At 73.2% G+C, this 17,657-nt stretch carries 15 protein-coding genes and 2 riboswitches; of the genes, 3 read left to right on the top strand and 12 right to left on the bottom strand.

The window, feature by feature from the left end:
- Positions 1 to 44: 44 nt before the first annotated feature.
- A complete protein-coding gene (locus BFV98_RS00610) occupies positions 45 to 728 on the bottom strand; it encodes an ABC transporter ATP-binding protein (RefSeq protein ID WP_071094378.1) in 684 nt (227 codons plus the stop codon).
- On the bottom strand, positions 725 to 1,765 hold the full coding sequence (locus BFV98_RS00605) for an ABC transporter permease (RefSeq protein WP_255367943.1): 1,041 nt from the start codon (positions 1,763 to 1,765) through the stop codon (positions 725 to 727). The genes BFV98_RS00610 and BFV98_RS00605 overlap by 4 nt, the downstream gene beginning before the upstream one ends.
- 222 nt (positions 1,766 to 1,987) lie before the next feature.
- Between BFV98_RS00605 and BFV98_RS00600 the strand changes: the two genes are divergently transcribed.
- Positions 1,988 to 3,208 carry a sensor histidine kinase gene (locus tag BFV98_RS00600; RefSeq protein WP_071094374.1) on the top strand — a complete coding sequence of 407 codons (1,221 nt, stop codon included), beginning with the start codon at positions 1,988 to 1,990 and terminating at the stop codon, positions 3,206 to 3,208.
- Positions 3,205 to 3,843, top strand: coding sequence for a response regulator transcription factor (locus BFV98_RS00595; RefSeq protein WP_071094372.1), 639 nt, complete (start codon positions 3,205 to 3,207; stop codon positions 3,841 to 3,843). Before BFV98_RS00600 ends, BFV98_RS00595 begins: the two co-directional genes overlap by 4 nt.
- On the opposite strand, the gene BFV98_RS00590 is transcribed toward BFV98_RS00595, so the two are convergent.
- The 9 genes from BFV98_RS00590 to BFV98_RS00550 form a co-directional block, all read right to left on the bottom strand.
- Entirely contained in the window at positions 3,790 to 4,746 is a 957-nt protein-coding gene (locus tag BFV98_RS00590; RefSeq protein WP_071094370.1) for an ECF transporter S component, read from the bottom strand. The genes BFV98_RS00595 and BFV98_RS00590 overlap by 54 nt on opposite strands.
- Positions 4,743 to 6,374, bottom strand: a complete 1,632-nt coding sequence (locus BFV98_RS00585) for an ABC transporter ATP-binding protein (RefSeq protein ID WP_071094368.1) — start codon at positions 6,372 to 6,374, stop codon at positions 4,743 to 4,745. Before BFV98_RS00585 ends, BFV98_RS00590 begins: the two co-directional genes overlap by 4 nt.
- Entirely contained in the window at positions 6,371 to 7,615 is a 1,245-nt protein-coding gene (locus BFV98_RS00580; RefSeq protein WP_071098700.1) for a CbiQ family ECF transporter T component, read from the bottom strand. Before BFV98_RS00580 ends, BFV98_RS00585 begins: the two co-directional genes overlap by 4 nt.
- Entirely contained in the window at positions 7,608 to 8,513 is a 906-nt protein-coding gene (locus BFV98_RS00575; protein ID WP_071094366.1) for a hypothetical protein, read from the bottom strand. The genes BFV98_RS00580 and BFV98_RS00575 overlap by 8 nt, the downstream gene beginning before the upstream one ends.
- Positions 8,510 to 9,964, bottom strand: coding sequence for a prenyltransferase/squalene oxidase repeat-containing protein (locus BFV98_RS00570; protein WP_071094364.1), 1,455 nt, complete (start codon positions 9,962 to 9,964; stop codon positions 8,510 to 8,512). Before BFV98_RS00570 ends, BFV98_RS00575 begins: the two co-directional genes overlap by 4 nt.
- A 158-nt stretch (positions 9,965 to 10,122) precedes the next feature.
- Positions 10,123 to 10,196, bottom strand: a riboswitch (cobalamin riboswitch).
- Between the two features lie 114 nt (positions 10,197 to 10,310).
- Entirely contained in the window at positions 10,311 to 10,796 is a 486-nt protein-coding gene (locus tag BFV98_RS00565; protein WP_013287082.1) for a hypothetical protein, read from the bottom strand.
- 35 nt (positions 10,797 to 10,831) lie between these two features.
- Complete coding sequence (locus BFV98_RS00560) at positions 10,832 to 11,875, bottom strand: peptidase (RefSeq protein ID WP_071094362.1); 1,044 nt, start codon at positions 11,873 to 11,875, stop codon at positions 10,832 to 10,834.
- 98 nt (positions 11,876 to 11,973) lie between these two features.
- Positions 11,974 to 12,110: riboswitch (cobalamin riboswitch) on the bottom strand.
- Between the two features lie 129 nt (positions 12,111 to 12,239).
- On the bottom strand, positions 12,240 to 13,400 hold the full coding sequence (locus BFV98_RS00555) for an alkaline phosphatase PhoX (protein WP_013476266.1): 1,161 nt from the start codon (positions 13,398 to 13,400) through the stop codon (positions 12,240 to 12,242).
- Between the two features lie 175 nt (positions 13,401 to 13,575).
- Complete coding sequence (locus BFV98_RS00550; RefSeq protein WP_030268178.1) at positions 13,576 to 15,168, bottom strand: beta-1,3-glucanase family protein; 1,593 nt, start codon at positions 15,166 to 15,168, stop codon at positions 13,576 to 13,578.
- Between the two features lie 171 nt (positions 15,169 to 15,339).
- On the opposite strand from BFV98_RS00550, the gene BFV98_RS00545 reads away from it, so the two are divergent.
- The gene (locus BFV98_RS00545) at positions 15,340 to 15,780 is read left to right on the top strand and encodes a hypothetical protein (protein WP_013287086.1); all 441 of its coding nucleotides are present in this window, start codon (positions 15,340 to 15,342) and stop codon (positions 15,778 to 15,780) included.
- 460 nt (positions 15,781 to 16,240) lie between these two features.
- Here BFV98_RS00545 and BFV98_RS00540 read toward each other — a convergent pair whose 3' ends face one another.
- Positions 16,241 to 17,566: a polysaccharide pyruvyl transferase family protein gene (locus BFV98_RS00540; protein WP_071094360.1), complete on the bottom strand. Its 1,326-nt coding sequence runs from the start codon at positions 17,564 to 17,566 to the stop codon at positions 16,241 to 16,243.
- Positions 17,567 to 17,657: the final 91 nt, after the last annotated feature.

Raw genomic sequence — 17,657 nt, 5'->3', positions numbered from 1 at the left:
AGCCCGCAGGCCGCTGCGCCGACCCGCCCCCCGGAACACCCGCTTCAGCGGGCTGGTGCCGGAAGGTGGAGGCGGCCGTCGTGGACCTCGGCGATCTGGTCGACGGCGGTGAGGTGGGTGCGGTCGTGGGTGACCAGGACGGTGGCGGTGGTCTGCTGGTGGGTGAGGCGGGTGATCAGGTCGATGACGGCGGCGCCGCGTTCGTGGTCGAGGGCGCTGGTGGGTTCGTCGACGAGCAGGACCGTGGGGTCGTTCATCAGGGCGCGGGCGATGTTGACGCGCTGGCGCTGGCCGCCGGAGATCTGGTGCGGCCGGCGGTCGGCCTGGCCGGCGAGGCCGACCGCGTCGAGCAGTTCCACGGCGCGGGTACGGGCTCTGGCCGGTGGGCGGCCGTCGATCTGAGCCATGACCTGGAGCTGCTCGGCGGCGGTGAGGGAGGGCAGCAGGTTGGGCTGCTGGAAGACGATGCCGATCTTGCGGCGGCGCAGGTCGGCGAGTTCGGCCCGAATGAGACCGGTGGTCGGGGTGCCGTCGACGGTGACGGTGCCGGTGTCGGGGGTGATGAGGGTTGCGGCGACCGCGAGGAGGCTGGACTTGCCGGAGCCGGAGGGGCCGATCACGGCGGTCAGGCTGCCCTTGGGCACGTCCAGGGTGACGCGGTCGAGGGCGGTCAGGCGGCCCTCGCCGTCGGGGTAGGTGAGGGTGATGTCGGTCAGGTTCAGGCTCATCGGGCGCTCCCCAGGGCGGTCAGCGGGTCGACGGAGGTGATGCGGCGGATGGCCAGGGCGGCTCCGAGGGCGCCGAGGACGACCATCACGGCCGCGGGAAGGAGGACGGTCACCGGAGTGAGGACGAACGGCACAGCCGATCCGGCGACGAGGGCGCCGAGCGCGGCGGCGATGCCGGTGCCGAGCAGGGTGCCGCCGGCGAGCAGGACGACGGCCTGCCCGATGGCGTCCTTGAGAAGGGTGGCGGTCGAGGCGCCGAGTGCCTTGAGCACTGCGACGTCGCCGCTGCGCTGGATCGTCCAGACGGTGAAGAACGCTCCGATGACGAGGGCGGAGATGGCGAACAGGAAGCCGCGCATCAGCTGGAGGGAGCCGTTCTCGGAGGTGTAGGAGCCGATCGCGGACAGCGAGTCGTCGACGGAGACCGTCTTGGTGCCCGCCTGCCGGTCGGTGGCCACCAGATCGGCCCCCGAGGTGGTGGTCAGGGCGACGACGGTGGCCGCCGGGCTGCCGTCACCGGTGCCGGTGGGAGGCGCGATCTTCTGCCACACGTCCAAGCTGATCCACACCACAGGGGTGTGACTGAAGGAGGCGTCGCCGCGTACGGCCGCCACTGTCAGTCGCTGCCCGGCGAGGGTGACGGAGTCACCGGCCTTCACACCGAGGTCGTCGGCGGCCCTGGTGGACAGCACTGCCGAGCGGCCGTCGATCCGGCCGCTGCCGGGGGCCAGGTGGGAGCCGGGCCGGACGCCGAAGGCGGAGACCCCGGCGCTCCTGTTTCCGGCGGTGGCCCTCGTCGTGGCGATGCCCAGCGGTTCGGCGCCTGTCACTCCGGGCGCCTCGGCCCACTGCTGCCACTGCTTCTCGGTGACTGTGGAGTTGGAGTACGACACGCCCTGGCCCTCGCCGGGGGCCTGGAAGGCGATCCTGTCGGCGGGCAGGCCGGTGATGGCGGAGACGTTCTGCCGGCCCAGTCCGGCCGTCAACCCGGACAGCAGCCCGACCAGCAGGGTGATCAGCACGATGACGGTCCCCATCAGGGCGAAGCGTCCCTTGGCGAACTTCAGATCTCTCCAGGCGACAAACACGGCAGTGGCCTGTCCTTTCGGCGGTGGAAGCGGTACGACTCCACCATCGCGGCCGGCGCCCGTGTCCGCGTCTGGCGTAGGCGGGCACTTCGCGGGCCGAAGGACGGCGCACGGGTTCTAACTTTCGATAGAGGCCCCCGGGGCGCCGGCCTCGGTAACGTGGGACGCACTGTGAGCACCGCTGCCCCTGCCCTGACCCCGACCACCCGAGCCCTGGCCTGGTGCCTGCACCTGCTGATCATCGGCCTGCTCGTCCTGGCCGCAGGCCGGGCGGTGGCCGACGACCGGCCCCGCGCCGGATTCATCGTCGCTGCGTCGGTGGCGTGCGCCCTGGCGTACGCCATCGGGCCGCTCCTCCCCCGCATCCGCCGCTCGCGGTGGGCCGCCGCCTGGTGGCTGGCCGCCGTGGGCGCCGCGTGGCTGGTGTTGCTGGGCCTGTCCCCCGATGCGATCTGGGTGGCCTTCCCGCTGTACTTCCTCCAGCTCCACCTGCTGCCGCGCCGCGCCAGCCTGGCTGCCGTGATCGCCACCGCCGCGGCGGCCGTCGCCGGGTTCGGTGCCCACACCGGCTCCTTCACCGCGGCCACGGTGATCGGTCCCGCGCTCGGCGCCGCCGTCGCCGTCGGGGTGGTGTGGGGATATCAGGCCCTGTATCGGGAGAGCGAACAGCGCAGGCAGCTGATCGAGGAACTCACCGCCACCCGGGCCGACCTGGCCCGGGCCGAGCACACGGCCGGCGTACTCGCCGAACGCGAGCGTCTGGCCCGCGAGATCCACGACACCCTCGCCCAGGGCCTGTCCAGCATCCAGCTGCTGCTGCGCGCCGCCGAGCGCGCCCTGCCCGGCCGGCCCGGTGCCGCCTCCGGCCACGTCGACGCGGCCCGCCAGGTCGCCGTGGACAACCTCGCCGAGGCCCGCCGCTTCGTCGCCGCACTCACCCCGCCCACCCTGGAAGGCACCACCCTGGCCGGCGCCCTGGAACGCCTGTGCACCACCACCAGCGCCCGCCACCGCATCGCCGCCCGCTTCCACCTCGTCGGCGCCCCCGTATCGCTGTCGACCGCCCACGAGGTGGCGCTCCTGCGTATCGCCCAGTCCGCCCTCGCGAACACGGTCCGCCACGCCCGGGCCACCACGGCCGAGGTCACCCTCAGCTGTCTCGGCGACCGCATCGCCCTTCACGTCGTCGACAACGGGCAAGGCTTCGACCCCGACCGTCTGCCCGCCCCCGACGTCGACAGCGGCGGCTTCGGCCTGACGGCCATGCGCGCCCGCATGAACGCCCTCGGCGGCACCCTGGCCGTCGAATCCGCGCCCGGCCACGGCACCGCCCTGACCGCCGAGCTTCCCCTCACCCCGCCCAGCAGGACCGAGCCCGAGGGCCGCCCGTGACCGACGACGTCCCCGTCCGCCTTTTCCTGGCCGACGACCACCCGGTCGTACGGGCCGGGCTGCGCGCCGTGCTGGAAACCGAACCCGGCCTCGTCGTCGTGGCCGAAGCCGCCACCGCCGAGGAGGCCGTCACCCGTGCAGGCGAAGGCGACATCGACGTCGTGCTGATGGACCTGCAGTTCGGGAAGGGCATGGGCGGCGCCGAAGCCACCGCCCGGATCACCGCCCGCCCGGAAGCGCCGCGCGTGCTGATCGTCACCACCTACGACTCCGACGCCGACACACTGCCCGCCATCGAGGCCGGTGCCACCGGCTACCTCCTCAAGGACGCCCCACCCGAAGACCTGGCTGCCGCCGTCCGCACCGCCGCCGCCGGACGCACCACGCTGGCGCCCACCGTCGCGAACCGGCTGATGAACCGGCTGCGCACGCCGGGCACCGCCCTGACCCGACGCGAGACCGAGGTTCTCGCCCTGGTCGCCGACGGTTTGTCCAACCACAGCATCGGCACCCGCCTGCACCTGACCGAAGGCACCGTCAAGTCCCACCTGGCCCGCATCTACGCCAAACTCGGCGTCGACTCACGCACCGCGGCCGTCGCCTCCGCCACCGAACTCGGCCTGATCCGCCGCTGATCCGAGCGCGTGCCCGGTCACGACGTCTCCGTCCTGACGCGAGGACGACAGCGGGACGCCGGGCGTGGTCACGTCGTCGCCGCCCGCCCGGGGCGCGGGCGGGTCGCACGCCGTGGCGAAGGTGACCGGCGCGCCGAACGCGGCCCGCCGGACGGCGCGGCGCAGCGCGGCGAGGACGGCCGGACCGGCGAGGACGATCGCCACGGCGGTGGTGATCGCGCGGCCGGTGTCCCAGCCGAAGGTGGAGGTGACGGCGGTGAACAGCGCGAGACGGTGCAGGTTCTCCAGTACGGGGGCGCCGGCGACGTAGGACAGCTGGGTGTCCGCGCCGACGCTGAACGGCCAGAACCACAGGTTCATCAGCAGGCCGTAGCCGTAGGCGGCGAGAACCCCGTACCCGGCCAGGACGGCGACCTCGGCGCGGCCGCGCAGCCGGGCCGGGAGCAGGCCGGCGCCGAGGCCGATCCAGGAGGCGCAGAGCATCTGGAACGGCAGCCACGGCCCGACGCCGGCGGTGAGCAGGGCGGAGGCGAACAGCGACGTGGCGCCGAGCAGGAACCCGAACCCGGGTCCGAAGACCCGGCCGGCGAGGACGAGCAGGAAGAACACCGTCTCGATGCCCGCGGTCCCCGCACCCAGGGGGCGCAGGGCGGCGTTGACGGCGGCGAGTACGCCGAGCATCGCCAGGGCTTTGCTGTCGATACCGCCGGAGGTGAGTTCGGCGAGGACGAGCGCCACGAGTACCGGCAGCATGACGATGAAGACCAGCGGCGCCTCGCCGGTGCGGGCGGTGGTCTCCGGGTGTGCGGGGACGAAGAAGGGCCAGGTGAAGGTGGCCAGCGCGGCGGCCGAGGCGAGGGTCAGCACCACAGCGGTACGCGGGGCGACCCGCAGGACACTCATGCCGGTGCCCCGGTCGCGTTGATCGCGGCGGCGACCTGTTCCACTGTCAGCCAGGGTGCGGGGGCGAGAACCTTGGCCACCTGCGGCGCGAACGCCGGCGAGGCCAGCATGACCTCTGCGGTGGTGCCGTCGGAGACGATCTCCCCCTCGGCCATCACGATCACCCGATCGGCGAGGGTCGCGACGAGTTCGACGTCGTGGGTGGCGACCACCACGGCCCGGCCGTCGCCGGCCAGCATCCGGACGACGGCGGTGAACTGCCGCTTGGCGTGGTAGTCCAGGCCGCGGGTCGGCTCGTCGAGCAGGACCACCGGCGGAGCGGCGGTGAGCTGCACGGCGAGCGCGAGGGCGAGCCGCTGTCCCTCGGACAGGTCCCGGGGGTGCCGGTCACCGGGCAGTCCGGGGACGAGCTGGTCCACCAGCGCCCGGCAGGTGCCGGCCGGCACGTCCGTCTCCCGGTCGGCCTGGGCGCACTCCGCGTCGACGGTCTCCAGGTAGAGCAGGTCGCCGGAGTTCTGCGGGACGAGGCCGACGTGCCGGCGGGCCTGACCGGCCGGCAGGGCCTTCGGGTCGACGGTGCCCTGCGGCCCGGTCACGGCCACGGTGCCGCCGTGGCGGGGGCAGCTGCCCTGCACCGCCCAGAGCAGGCTGGACTTGCCGGATCCGTTGCGGCCCATCAACGCGACGACCCGTCCGGCGCGCAGATCGAGGTCGACACCGGCCACCGCGACGGTCCCCGGATACCGTACGACGATCTTCCGCGCGGTCAGCGCGGGACCGGTGTCCGCGCCCGCCGGGACCGGCGGCGGCGCCACGCCGGCGAGCCGGTGCCGCAGGTCGGACGCCCGTCGGCGGGCGTCACGGACCGACAGCGGCAGCGGTGTCCAGCCGGCGAGGCGACCCAGCTCGATCAGGGGTGGCGCGATGTCGATGCGGGCCAGCCCGGTCGCCGGTGTCCCGTCGTGGACGTGGCCATCGCCGGGCAGGTACAGCAGCCGGTCGGCGTACTGCAGCACGCGCTCCAGCCGGTGCTCGGCCAGGACCACTGTCACTCCGAGGTCGTGCACCAGCCGGGTGACGGTGGCGAGCACGTCCTCCGCGGCGGTGGGGTCCAGCGCGGACGTGGGTTCGTCGAGCACCAGCACCCGGGGGTGCGCGGTGAGCACCGCGCCGATGGCGACCCGCTGTTGCTGCCCGCCGGACAGCGTCCGCAGAGGCCGGTCACGCAGGTCGGCGATGCCGAGCAGGTCCAGGGTCTCCTCCACCCGCTTGCGCATCACCGCGGGTGACAGGGCGAGCTGCTCCATCCCGTACGCCAGTTCCTCCTCGACGGTGTCGGTGACGAACCCGGCCAGCGGGTCCTGGCCGACCACGCCGACGACGTCGGCGAGATCGCGCGGCGGGTGCGTGCGGGTGTCCCTGCCGTCGACGGTGACGGCGCCGTGCAGGGTGCCGCCGGTGAAGTGCGGGACGAGGCCGTTGATCGCCCGCAGCAGCGTCGACTTTCCGGCGCCGGTACGGCCCGCGACCAGGCAGAGTTCACCCTCCTCGATGCGGAGCGTCACGTCCCGCAACGGCGGCGGGCCGCCCTCGGCGTAGTGGACGGTGACCCGGTCGAAAATGATCATGGACGGTCTCCCGGTGTCGTCGCCGTCGCGGCGCGTCCTCCGTCTGCCGGCACGTCCGTGACGGGGAACGGCCGGTCCACCGCCGGCGGGCGTCCGGCACGTGCCGTCGGCGGTGGTGGCGGCGCCAGCCAGGCGGGTGCCGCCGCGACGCCCACGGCGAGAAGCATCAGCGGGGTCAGCTGGGGCCAGGTGAGCGGGCTGACCGGCGGGTAGAGCAGTTCCGGGTCCACCGAGCCGGCGAGCATGGTCAGTGCCGCGGCGGCCACCCCGCAGCCGGCCACGAGCAGCTCGGCCGGGCGCCAGCGGTCCGGTCGGTACCGGCTGCGGCGGACCCGGCGGCCGGCGAGCAGCATGCCGGTCACGGCGGCGGTCAGTCCGGCCAGGAGCATCGGCAGCCCCAGGTAGCCGGGTGCGGCGGTGTCGAGCAGCCCGTAGGTGCCGGCACACACGCCGACCAGCCCGCCGAGCACGAGCGCGCCGGTGACGGTTCGCTGCCCGGCGGGCACCGCCGCGGTGCGGCCGTAACCGCGGGAGTCCATCGCCGCCGCGAGGGCCAGGGACCGGTCCAACGCGTCGGCCAGCACCGGCAGGGCGACACCGCGCAGCGCCCGCATCCCCCGGCCGGACGCGCCGCGCAGCCGACGGGCCCGGCGGACCCGTAGCACGCTCTCCACCAGCTGCGGGGCGACCGACAACGCGACCACGATCGCGGTGCCGACCGCGTACAGCGCTCCGGGTACGGCCTTGAGCAGCCGTTTCGGGTTGGCCAGGGCGTTCGCCGCGCCGAGGCAGATCAGCATCGTCGCCAGCCGCAGCCCGTCGTAGAAGCCACCGAGGATCTGCTCGGCGGCGACCGGTCCGAACAGGCGGATACCCGCCGCCCACTCGGGCAGCGGGATCTCCGGCAGCCGGACCAGGATGTGCTCGCCCTGGCCGCCGCCGAACACGATCCGGAACACGACGCGCATCGTGACGATCACCGCGCCGAGCCAGACGTACATGCGGAACGCCAACGCCCACGGCGCGTCGCCCCGGCGGCGCACCACCACCAGACCGGCGACGGCGACGAGCAGGGCCAGCGGCAGCGGATTCGTGGTGTGGCTGGCCGCGGTGGCCAGGCCGAGCGCCCACAGCCACCATGCGCCCGGGTGCAGCCCTCGGGGTAGCCACCACACCGGCCGCCGGCCCGGCAGCCGGCCGGCGTCAGCCGTCCGCGACCCGGTGCCCGTGGCGTCAGTCATCCGGGCCGGCGGCACGCCGCCGTCGGGCCGCGACCAGCGCGCCGGTGGCGAGCACGGCGAGCAGCACCCCGGCGATCGTGCCCGGTGGCAGGCCGCCGTCGTCACGGGACGCGGCGACATCTGTCACCACCGGCTCGTCGGAGGAGCCCTGCGGTGCCGTTCCGGTGGCGGCACCCGGCGTCGCCGCCAGGGTCGGCGTACCGGCCGCCGGTGACGCGCCGGCGGAGGCCGGCGGGCTGACGGAGACCGGCGAGCCGGAGGTGCCGGCCGGCCGGGTGGGCTCGCCGGGCCGGCCACCGGCGACCGGCGGCGGTGCGACGGTTCCTCCCGCCGGTGGTGGCACCGCCGGCCCGCCGCCCGTGGGCGGCGGCGGAGGGGGCGGTGGTGGCGGCGGTGGAGGGGCGGGGCGTTTCGGCGCGACGCCGGGACGAGGCGCGTCATCGCCGTTGCGGTTGAGGGAGAACGACCAGCCCTCGAAGCTGCCGGCCGCCGGCTTGCGGTTGAGCACACCCTTGTCGCTGTACGTCCAGCTGCCGCCGTTCGGCGCGTGCCAGTACGACCAGTAGGCGCTCGCCGGCGGCGTGTCGACGCACTTCTCCGTCGCGGCCGACGGCTTGCCGTCGATCCGGCAGATGAACCCCTCACCCCAGCGCAGGGTTCCGGTGATCGGGAAGCCCGCGTTCTTGAGCGCCGCGAGGCCGCTGGCCTGGGCGCCCGGCGCGCAGCGCACCACCGTTCCGCCGCCGAGTTCGTTGAAGTCCACCACGACTGTCACCCCGGAGGCGTCCGGGCAGTATCCGGCCGACCCGGCGGCCACCGCAGGACCGCCCGGTCCGATCGTGGTGCCCGCGGTGACCAGGGCGACGGCCAGCGCACCGCGGGCGGCGCGGAGGCTCATCCCGCCCGCCGTCGGCCGAGCACGAGCAGTGTCACTCCGCCACCGATCAGCAGCAGCGCGATCAGCAGGTAGCTGCCGATCGCCGCGCCGGTGGTCGGCAGCCCGCCCAGCCCTGACGCGGCCGGGGTGGTGATCGGCGGAGCGGCGGTGGTCGGCGCCGCGGTCGTGGGCGCGGGTGTCGCCGGAGGACTGGTCACGCTCGGCGTCGGGCCGGCGCTGCCGGTCGGCGGAGGCGACGTGGTGAGCGTGGGAGACGCGGTGGGCGTGGCGGGCGCGGTGGGCGAGGCCGTGCCGGTCGGGGTGGGATTCGACGTGGGCGGCGGGTCGAGGCCGATCCGGCCCAGCGGAACCTGGGCCAGCCCGAGCAATGCCTGCGCGGTGGCCCGGCGCCACTGGTCCCGGTCGGTGTCGGTGATCCCGGCCGCGGCGGCAGTCGTGAACCCGTCGGTGTTGTAGGCGATCGCGCCGGCGTCGGCGGAGGCCGCCCCACCGTTGCCCGCGGTGAGCTGCAGCGCGGCCAGGGCCTTCGCCGCCCGGGCGGCCTCGTCGTCGCGGCCGGCGGCGGCGAGGGCCTGCCCGGCCAGGCCGGTGCTGTTGGAGTTCGCGCCGGTGGTCGGTCCCGAGCCGCCGAAGGAGCCGTCGGTGTGCTGCTGGGTGACCAGCCAGTCGGCGCCCTTGCGGGCGGCGTCGCCGGCGCCGGTGGCGCCGTCCTCGGCGGCGGCCAGCAACGCCTGCACGGCCATCGCTGTCGAGTCGACGTCGAGGGTGGCGCCGGGTTGGTCGTCGCAGGACGGCGACGGTCCGTCGGCGGCGTCCGGGTAGAGCCGGAAGCCACCTGCCGCACACTGCTGCCGGATCAGGAAGTCCACAGTGTCCTGTGGCAGATCGCCACTGCGGGCCAGGCCGAGCACGGCGAAGGACTGGTCGAAGGTGTTGCTGGCGTCCGGGCCGCTGTCGGCGGTGGTACGGCTGGTGATCCGCCCCCGCTGGTGCCCGGCGTCGGCCGTGGCGATCAGCGACAGCGTTTCCGCCCGCAGGTCGTAGCCGCCGAAGTCGGTGGGGTCCGCGTCGGCGGCGGCCGCGGCGTAGAGCAGCTTGGCGGTGGCCCCGCCGTCGGTGAAGCCCTCGATGCCCCAGTCGTCGTAGCTGTTGTAGGACCGTACGTGTCTCGCGACCTGCGCGGTTGCCGCCTGCCGGGTCGGCGCGTCGACGCCGGTGGCGGACAGCGCGACCAGTCCGTCGATGGTCAGCCCCCAGTCCTCGGGGGCGAACGGGCCGGGCAGCGAATCGTCGGTGAACTCGCCGGCCAGCCAGGACGCGGCCTCGCGGGCGGCTGTGACGTGGGCCGGGGCGGGTGCCGCGACAACGGCCGGCGGGGCGCCGGTGATCGCGGCGAGAGCCGTCACCGTGGCCATACCGAGGCCGGTGGTGAGACGCCGGGACAGGGGCATCAGGGGTGCCTTTCGCAGAGCGGTCGGTGAAACCTCCGGAAAGCACCCCGAGAAACGGACACCCCGCTCCGCGTGCTGCGGTGAGCGGGGTGGTCGGACCTCGGCGGCCCGGACTTCACCCTGTAGACCTCGACAGTGGAAGCCGCTCGTCCCGGGCGGGGCATTCCGGCTCGCGAAAGGGGGACTCTCGCTCACGGTTGCGGGTCAGCGCCGGCTTCGAACCGGCTTCCCCCCGCGCGGGACGTATGCAGTTGTGTGCCCGGCGCACCGGGTGCCGACACCGTACCGCCCGGGCGCGCGACGACGCCAGAGCAGTTGCCGGCACCCGGTGCGCCGCCGGTCACACCTAGGGAGCGGCGATGCTCGGCGGGGCGCCGGCGCCGAAGGACCAGCCCTCGACACTGCCCGGCGCGGGGTTGTAGCCGGTCGCCCCCGACGTGCTGTAGGACCAGGAGCCGCCGCTGGACGCATGCCAGTACGACCAGTACGCCGTGGCCGGCGGGGTGTTGACGCACGGCTCGGTCGCGGCGGTGGGCTTGCCGTTGATCCGGCAGACGAAGGCCAGGCCCCAGCGGGCGGTGCCGGTGACTGTGAAGCCGGCGGCCTGAAGCGCGGCCAGGCCGGTGGCCGGATCGCCCGGCGCACAGGCGACCTGGACGCCGCCGCCGAGCGTGGCGAAGTCGACGACCACCGTGACTCCCGAGGTGCCCGCGCAGGCGGCGGCGTGCGCCGCCCGGGGCGCGGGTTCGACTGCGGTCAGCGCGACGCCGGCCACGACGGCGGCCAGGAGACCGGCCAGCCAGGTGCGGACTGTGGAACGATGACGGAACACGGATCCTCCTGTGATCGGGCGAGCGGCGAAGCGGTTCACGGGCAGGCGAGCGCCGGTGCGCCGGGGTCGGCGCCGACGGCGGACAGACGGGCGTACCCGATCCCGGTGAGACCGAGGACGGCCTGGGCGGTCGCCCGGGGTGCGGTGGCCGGGTCGAAGCCGCCGCCGTCGAAGTCGACAGCGCCCCGGTCGGCCGGCGCCCCGGCGCAGCCGACCTGAAGTCCGGCGAGGAATGCCCGGGCCCGCGCCCAGGCCGGCAGCCGGTGGCCGTCGCGCAGGGCCTGCGCGGCGAGGCCGGTGCTGTTGGCGTTCGGCGTGCCGCCCGCGTTGGCGAAGCCGCCGTCGGCACGCTGAACGGACACCAGCCAGCGCAGCCCGGCGGCGGCGTCGGCCGGACGGTCCGCGGCGCGCAGCGCCTGTGCCGCGAGCGCGGTGGCGTCCACGTCGGACGTGCAGACCGGTTGCGCGGGCAGCAGCGGGTAGCCGCCGTCCGGGCACCGGGTGCCGGCCAGCCAGGCAGCCGCCGCCGGTGGCGCCCCGGCCGCCGTACGGTCCAGCGCCAGCAGCGCGAAGGATTGGCTGAACGCGTTGCTGTAGTCGCCGTACGCGGACCGGTCGCTGAACCTGCCGGCCGGCGTCTGGAGCGAGCGCAGCCGGGCGATCAGGTCCACCCCGCCGACGTCGGCCGGGTCGCCGCCGCGCACCTGCACGGCGAGGGCGAGCTTGGCGGTCGCACCCGCGTACGCCTCGGAGACGCCGTCGCCGAGGTAGCCGTCGCGGATGTCCGGCCGGGTGACCCAGGCCAGCGCGTCGGCGCCGTGGTCGTCGGCGACGCCGGTGGCGGCGAAGGCGAACACGGCGTCGAGGGTCAGCCCCTGGTCGGGGTACGCGACACCGTCGAAGACCGCCTCGAAGCGTTCGCCGTCGACGAGTTGCCGGGCGAGCCAGCCGCCGGCGGCCTCCGGGCGGGTGAGGGCGGCGCGCTCGGGGGCGGCGACGGCGGGTGTGGTGAGGGTGAGAGCGGCGAGTACGCCGCAGAGGAGCGCGAGCAGGCGGTGCCGGCTTCGGCGGACGACCATCGGAAGCGCCTTTCCGGCCCGGCGGTCGTCGAAAGCCCGGACGACCGCGGCAACGCCGCGTCGACCGGGACTCCGACCCGTGGGCCACGACGGGTGGGGAGCGGATGCACGCGTACGACGGGTATTCGGGCTCGCCGCCGCAGATCTCTCTGGGCGGCCTACCGTTGCGGGCCAGCGCCGGATTTCGACCGGTCTTCCCCCGCACGTACACGCGGTGGTTCAGTTGTCGCGACAGTCTGCTGTGGCCGGAGCGCCGATGTCAATGCGCCAGGAACCGGACACGTGCCGTGACGGCCGGCAGGACGCCCGGTGAAGACCGGGCGTCCTCCACCTCGTGGTCACTGTCAGCGGGGCCGGAAGCCGGTCATCGGCGGAACGGCCCGGTGACGCAGTAGGTGATCCCGCCGGAGGACGAGCCGGTCGTGCCGCGTTGCGACGAGAAGTACAGCCGGTCCCCCGCCGGGGTGAAGGCCGGCCCGGTGATCTCCGAACCGCTCTGTCCGGTGATCCGCAGGAAGACCGAGATCTTGTCGTCGGGCGTGATCATGCAGATCTCCATGTTCCCGCCGTCCTCGGCGACGTACAGGTCACCGGCAGTGGACCCGGTGATGTTGTCGACCCCGGTCAGCGGAGGGGTGCCCGGACTGACCAGGTTGTCGTCGTAGGCGAGCTCGTACGTGCCGGCGGCCAGGTTGACCTGCCACACGCGGTTGTCGCCCTTCGTGGTGAACCAGACGGTGTCATCCGCGTAGTGACAGCCCTCGCCGCCGTTGAACGTCTTCGCGCCGGACACCTGCTGCCGGGTCGGGGTGGGCGAGCCGTCCGGGTCGGGCACCGTGGCCCAGGTGAACGTGCCGGAGGTCGCCGTACCGGCGCGGAAGACCTGGAGGGTTCCGGCGGAGAGGTCGCCCCAGGTGGTCGGCACGAACCGGTAGAACTTGCCGTCGGTCTCGTCCTCGGTCAGGTAGACGACCCGGCGGACCGGGTCGGCCGCGGCCGCCTCGTGCTTGAACCGGCCCAGCGCGGGACGCGCCACGGCGGTCCCGCCGAGGGGGTACGTCTCGAAGACCCGGCCCAGGGACACCTCCTCGCAGGAGAGCCAGGTGTTCCACGGTGTCTTGCCCCCGGCGCAGTTGTTGTTGGTTCCGGAGAGGATCCGCGACGCCCCGACCACGGTGCCGCTGGAGTCGAAGACGAGGCGTGAGGCACCGCCGCCCGCACCGGCTGACACCTCGGAGTTCGACACGTAGATCCAGCCGGTGCCGTTCGGGAACACGGCGCCACCGTCCGGAGCGTCGTGCCAGGTGTACGACGTCCCCGGCACCGTCCGACGGGATCGTGCGACGATCGAGCTGGTGAAGCCGGCCGGCAACTGGATGCCGTTGGCGTCGGCGGGCTGGAGCCCGCCGTAGGGGCCCGCCGCGTTCTGCGCCGGGGCTCCGTACGCCGCCGACCACGCGGTGAACGGCAGCGCGACAGCGCCCGCACCGACGACAGTGGCCCGCAGCATTGCTCGACGATCCATGGAACCTCCTCGGTAGGTTCCCCAGATCTGACCGGGCGGAGCTTACGCACATCGATCTGTTGGATGAACGTCGATGGACGCCTCGGTGCGCGGCGTCGTGTCGGCCGTCTCGTCCGTCGCGTGCCGGTGACGGGAGCGACTCGCGGTCGGCCCCCGCCACCGTTCGCATGGCTGGTCAGCCCTTGCGCCACTTCTGGTTGGCCGTGCCCCCGCAGTCCCAGAGCTGGAGCCTCGCGCCGTCGTTGCCGTTCCAGTCCTTGATGTCGACGCACTTGCCGGCCTGGAGGTTGACCAGGTCTCCGGCCGCGTTCAGGGTGAACTGCTGGGCGCCGGTGCCGTTGCAGGTGTAGAGCTGCACCGCCGCCCCGTTCGCGGTGGACCCGGCGTCGACGTCCATGCATTTGTTGTTCTGGCTCTTGAGCGCCGTGCCGCTGAACGTCCACTTCTGCGCGTTGGTGTTGTTGCAGTTCCACATCTGCAACGGCGCGCGGTCGACGAAGTTGGAGCTCGGCACGTCGATGCACTTGTTGTTCCAGTTGCTGACCACTGGCACCCCGGTGGTCGGGGTGCCGCCGCCACCGCCGGTGAACGGGCTGAGGATCAGTCCGGCCGAACGGGGATCGCCGTCGTGCACCAGCGACTCGAATCCACCGACGTCGTCGAAGGCGAACGCGTACGCCCGGCCGTCGGTCATGTTGGCGTGGATCAGGCGTGCGTACTGGTTGGTGGGGTTGCTGCGGTAGAAGTCGGCGGCGTTCGTGCTGGGCTGGGTGTCGACGGTGCCGAGCGTGCCTCGGTTGAGGGCGGCGCAGAGCGTACGCGAGATCGGGCCGACCACCTGGTCGTTCGGCGCGGGCAGGTCGCCGTCGCAGCCCCAGACGCTGGCCGAGGAGGGCCGGTTGAAGGAGGCGACCACCTGGCCGCTGCCGTTGGTGAAGGTCATGGTGTTGCCCGAGGTGCGGCCGTAGTACCGGATGGCCGGCTGGTCGGCGAAGGGCGCCACGGTCAGGGTCTTCGTGGTGTACGCGTTCCACGCGGACGCGATGTACGAGTCCAGGTAGGTGGTGCTGAGCAGGCCGGCCCCGGCCGCCTTGCCCGGAGCCAGGACGCGCAGCACGGTCCCGTCGGAGCGGGTGTGGACGGTGCCGGCCCAGCCCGGCTGCGCCCGGATCCCGTCGATCACCGCGTTGCGTCCGTTGGCCACCACGTCGCCGGTGCGCTTGGTGACGCCGTTGGCGCCGGTCACGGTGACCGCGTGCGGGATCGCGAACATGTCGACCTGGGAGCTGTTGAGCCACAGCCCGGAGTCGTTGTAGGTGAACTCGCTCCAGTCGAAGAGGATGTCGCGGTTCGCGTCACCGGCCGCCCAGGGCGCGGGCTGCACCAGTCCGTCCGGGGTGAGGAAGAACTTGAGCTTCTGCCCGAGGGAGAAGTAGGCCCGGCCGGAGAAGCCGCGGGGGAACTGGATCGTGGTGCTGCCGCCGTTGCCGGGGCCCGGTATGGAGACGTCCGGCGCGGGTGACGGCGGGAGCTGCCCGCCGGTCCACGGTACGAATCCGCCGCCGGAGGTGACGTAGCCGAGCCGGCCGGAGGACAGCTGGACGCCGATGACGTAGAGGTGGACCGGGTCGCTGCGGCCGGTGGTGTTGGTGACGGTGACCGGCAGCAACGCCGGTCCGACCGCCTGGGCGGGCGTAGCGACGACGGCGCCGGTGAGCCCGGCGAGCAGGGCGGACGCGGCGGCGAGCAGCCTTCTTCGGAGACGCATGGGGACACCTCGCGGGAGACAGGGGGACGGGAGAGCGCTCTCTCAGCAGGGTCCAATTGTTAATATTGTTTGTCAATAGGTGGTTGCCTATGGATCAGGGCCACGGCGAAGGTCACCGGTTGATTAAGATCCACTACGGAACAGTCGACTGTGGATTGGGTAGGTAGGTACATGAAACGCATGCTTTCGGCGCTGACGGCGCTGGTGACCGTCGCGGCGGGCCTGACTGTCGGCGCCCCCGCCGCCCAGGCGGCCGGCTCCTGCTCGGGGACCATCACCTACAGCCAGGTGCAGTCGTCCGGGCTCGGTGAACTGGTGATCTACTACAACAGCAGCAACGGGGGCACCAACAGCGCCTGCTTCTACCACCGCGGCGCGGCGTACGGGAGGTCGGCGCCGACCTTCGTGCAGATCTACCGCTGCGCGGAGCGGTCGGGCGAGGGCGCGCACTGCACCCGGTCGGGCGGCGCGGACACCAATTCCGGTGACTTCAGCTATTACGCCGGCCCGGTCGCCGTCACCGGTACGGCGAACTACTGCGTCGAGGCGGTCGGCTACATCGGATGGGCCGGTGAGCGCCACCAGATCTACAGCCGCCGCCAGGGCTGCTGAACCCGCTCCCCTCCCCGGACCGGGGCCGGCGCACGATGAGCGCCGGCTCCCCGGCCGGGCCGGGTCAGGGTCGGCGGCGACCCGGCCGAGGAAGGCCGAGACCCCGGCGTACGGCCCGTGGTCGCGGTGGCAGTCGTAGCGCTCCGCCCCGTCCGTCACCGCAGGGCCCACCGCCGCAGGGGCGGGCGCCCGGGAGCGCCCGCCGGGCCGGCAGTTACCAGCACCACTCGATCCACAGGCGGCGTGCGCCGGACACCAGGCGGAGTGCAGTCGTGCGACGGATGGTCATCGTCCTCATAGGAACCTCCGATGTGATGCACCTCGGGGCTGGCCCAGAGCGTAATTCCGGTCGATGGAAATAAGAAGGGTTCTCGCGATTCGCGGCGGGCTGATCGCACCGCCACGCCGAACGCCGCCGTCGCGGCGCCGGCCATTCCGCTGCCGAGCAGGCGTACGACGGTCAGCGCGACAGCATCCGGCGGACCCGGCTGCCCACCGCTTGCTTGACCTGGTCGCGCAGTGGCTGCGCGCGGCGTGCCGTGAGCTTCTGCTGCAGCGTCCGGTTCTCGTCCCGCAGCCATTGGATGCGCGTCAGCAGTTCCTCGGCCGTGTAGGCGGAGGCCGGCCGGACCGCCGGCGGGTAGACGGTTCGGCGGACCTGCTCGTCGAAGCGGGTGGCGCTGTCCCCGTCGGCGAACGACAGGCCGAGGTCGTGCTTGGCGAGGAACGCGGTGATCCGCGCGAAGCGCTCCTTGTGGCCCTCGTTCAGGGCCGTGTAGTCGGCTTCCTCGTAGAGTCGGGCGGCGTCGACGTCGGCCGGCACGTCGCGCATCAACCGGTGCGGGATGTCGAAGTAGCGGGCCAGTTCCAGGGTGCGCGAGTCGTGTGCGAGGAGATACCCGGGAGTGCCGGAGATCAGCGCCGTGATGGTGCCGTGGATCCGGGTGCCGAAGGCGAAGTCGAATCCGGAGAGATACTCCATCCAGGGCCACGGGTCCATGAACATCCGCACCTTGTCCTCGACGAAGAGCGGGTGTGAGGTGTGGATCGGCATGTCGTCGGTCTTGCCGCGCAACTTCGGTGCGTCGCCGTAGAGCAGGGTGCCGAGGGTGTACAGGCCCTGCGCCACGTAGCGCAGGTTCGGGTAGCGCTGGTGGTGGTGCTGGACGATCGGGGCCAACGCGCGGACGTACGGCGAGATGACGAACGCGAGCCGATCCTCGGTGTCCAGGGTGGCCTTCGCCTTCTCGACCCGGAGGCTGTCGCCGTGCAGGAACATCGACGGACAGCCGATCTGCTCGACGGCGGAGAACCCCAGCGTCCGCAGGTAGTTCTCGCTGATCTCGCCGCGTACGCCGATGCTGTGCGATCGGTCCAGCACCGCCCGGCAGAACGCCTTCACCGGCTCGTCGATCGGGCGCAGGTACTCCCGGTCGCCGTCCACGTCGGTCTGCGCCCCGACCCCGAGCACCACCACCGGGATCTTGAGCCGCTCGATCAGCCGGGTCATCGACGTCAACCGGTTCACGTAGTCGTGGCGGAACGCGTTCGCCAGCGGGATCACGAAGACGTCGTACTTCTCGTTGATCTCGTCGGCATCGCGCGGGTCCGTCCGGAACCGCGACGGGGTGATCTCCGCCGTCGAGGTGGACAGCAGCTTGTGCGCGGCGTGGCTGAAGACCAGGTTGCCGCTGTTCTTGCCGATCCAGTCCCGCTCGTAGGTCTCCTCGGCGGTGACGACGTCGAACGGGCCCTTGCGGGCTCGCAGCAGGATCCGCTGGTGCATCCGGGGTGTCCACCCTTCGTCCCGGACGCCACGGCGCCCGGCGAGGCCGAAGCGGCGCGACCGGCCGGGCACGGCCCCGTTCCGTGCAGGA

The sequence above is a fragment of the Micromonospora sp. WMMB235 genome (assembly GCF_001855515.1).
Classification (GTDB): domain Bacteria; phylum Actinomycetota; class Actinomycetes; order Mycobacteriales; family Micromonosporaceae; genus Micromonospora; species Micromonospora aurantiaca.
The sequence above is the reverse complement of the archived record's forward strand: the minus strand, read 5'-3'. Positions and strand labels throughout refer to the sequence as shown.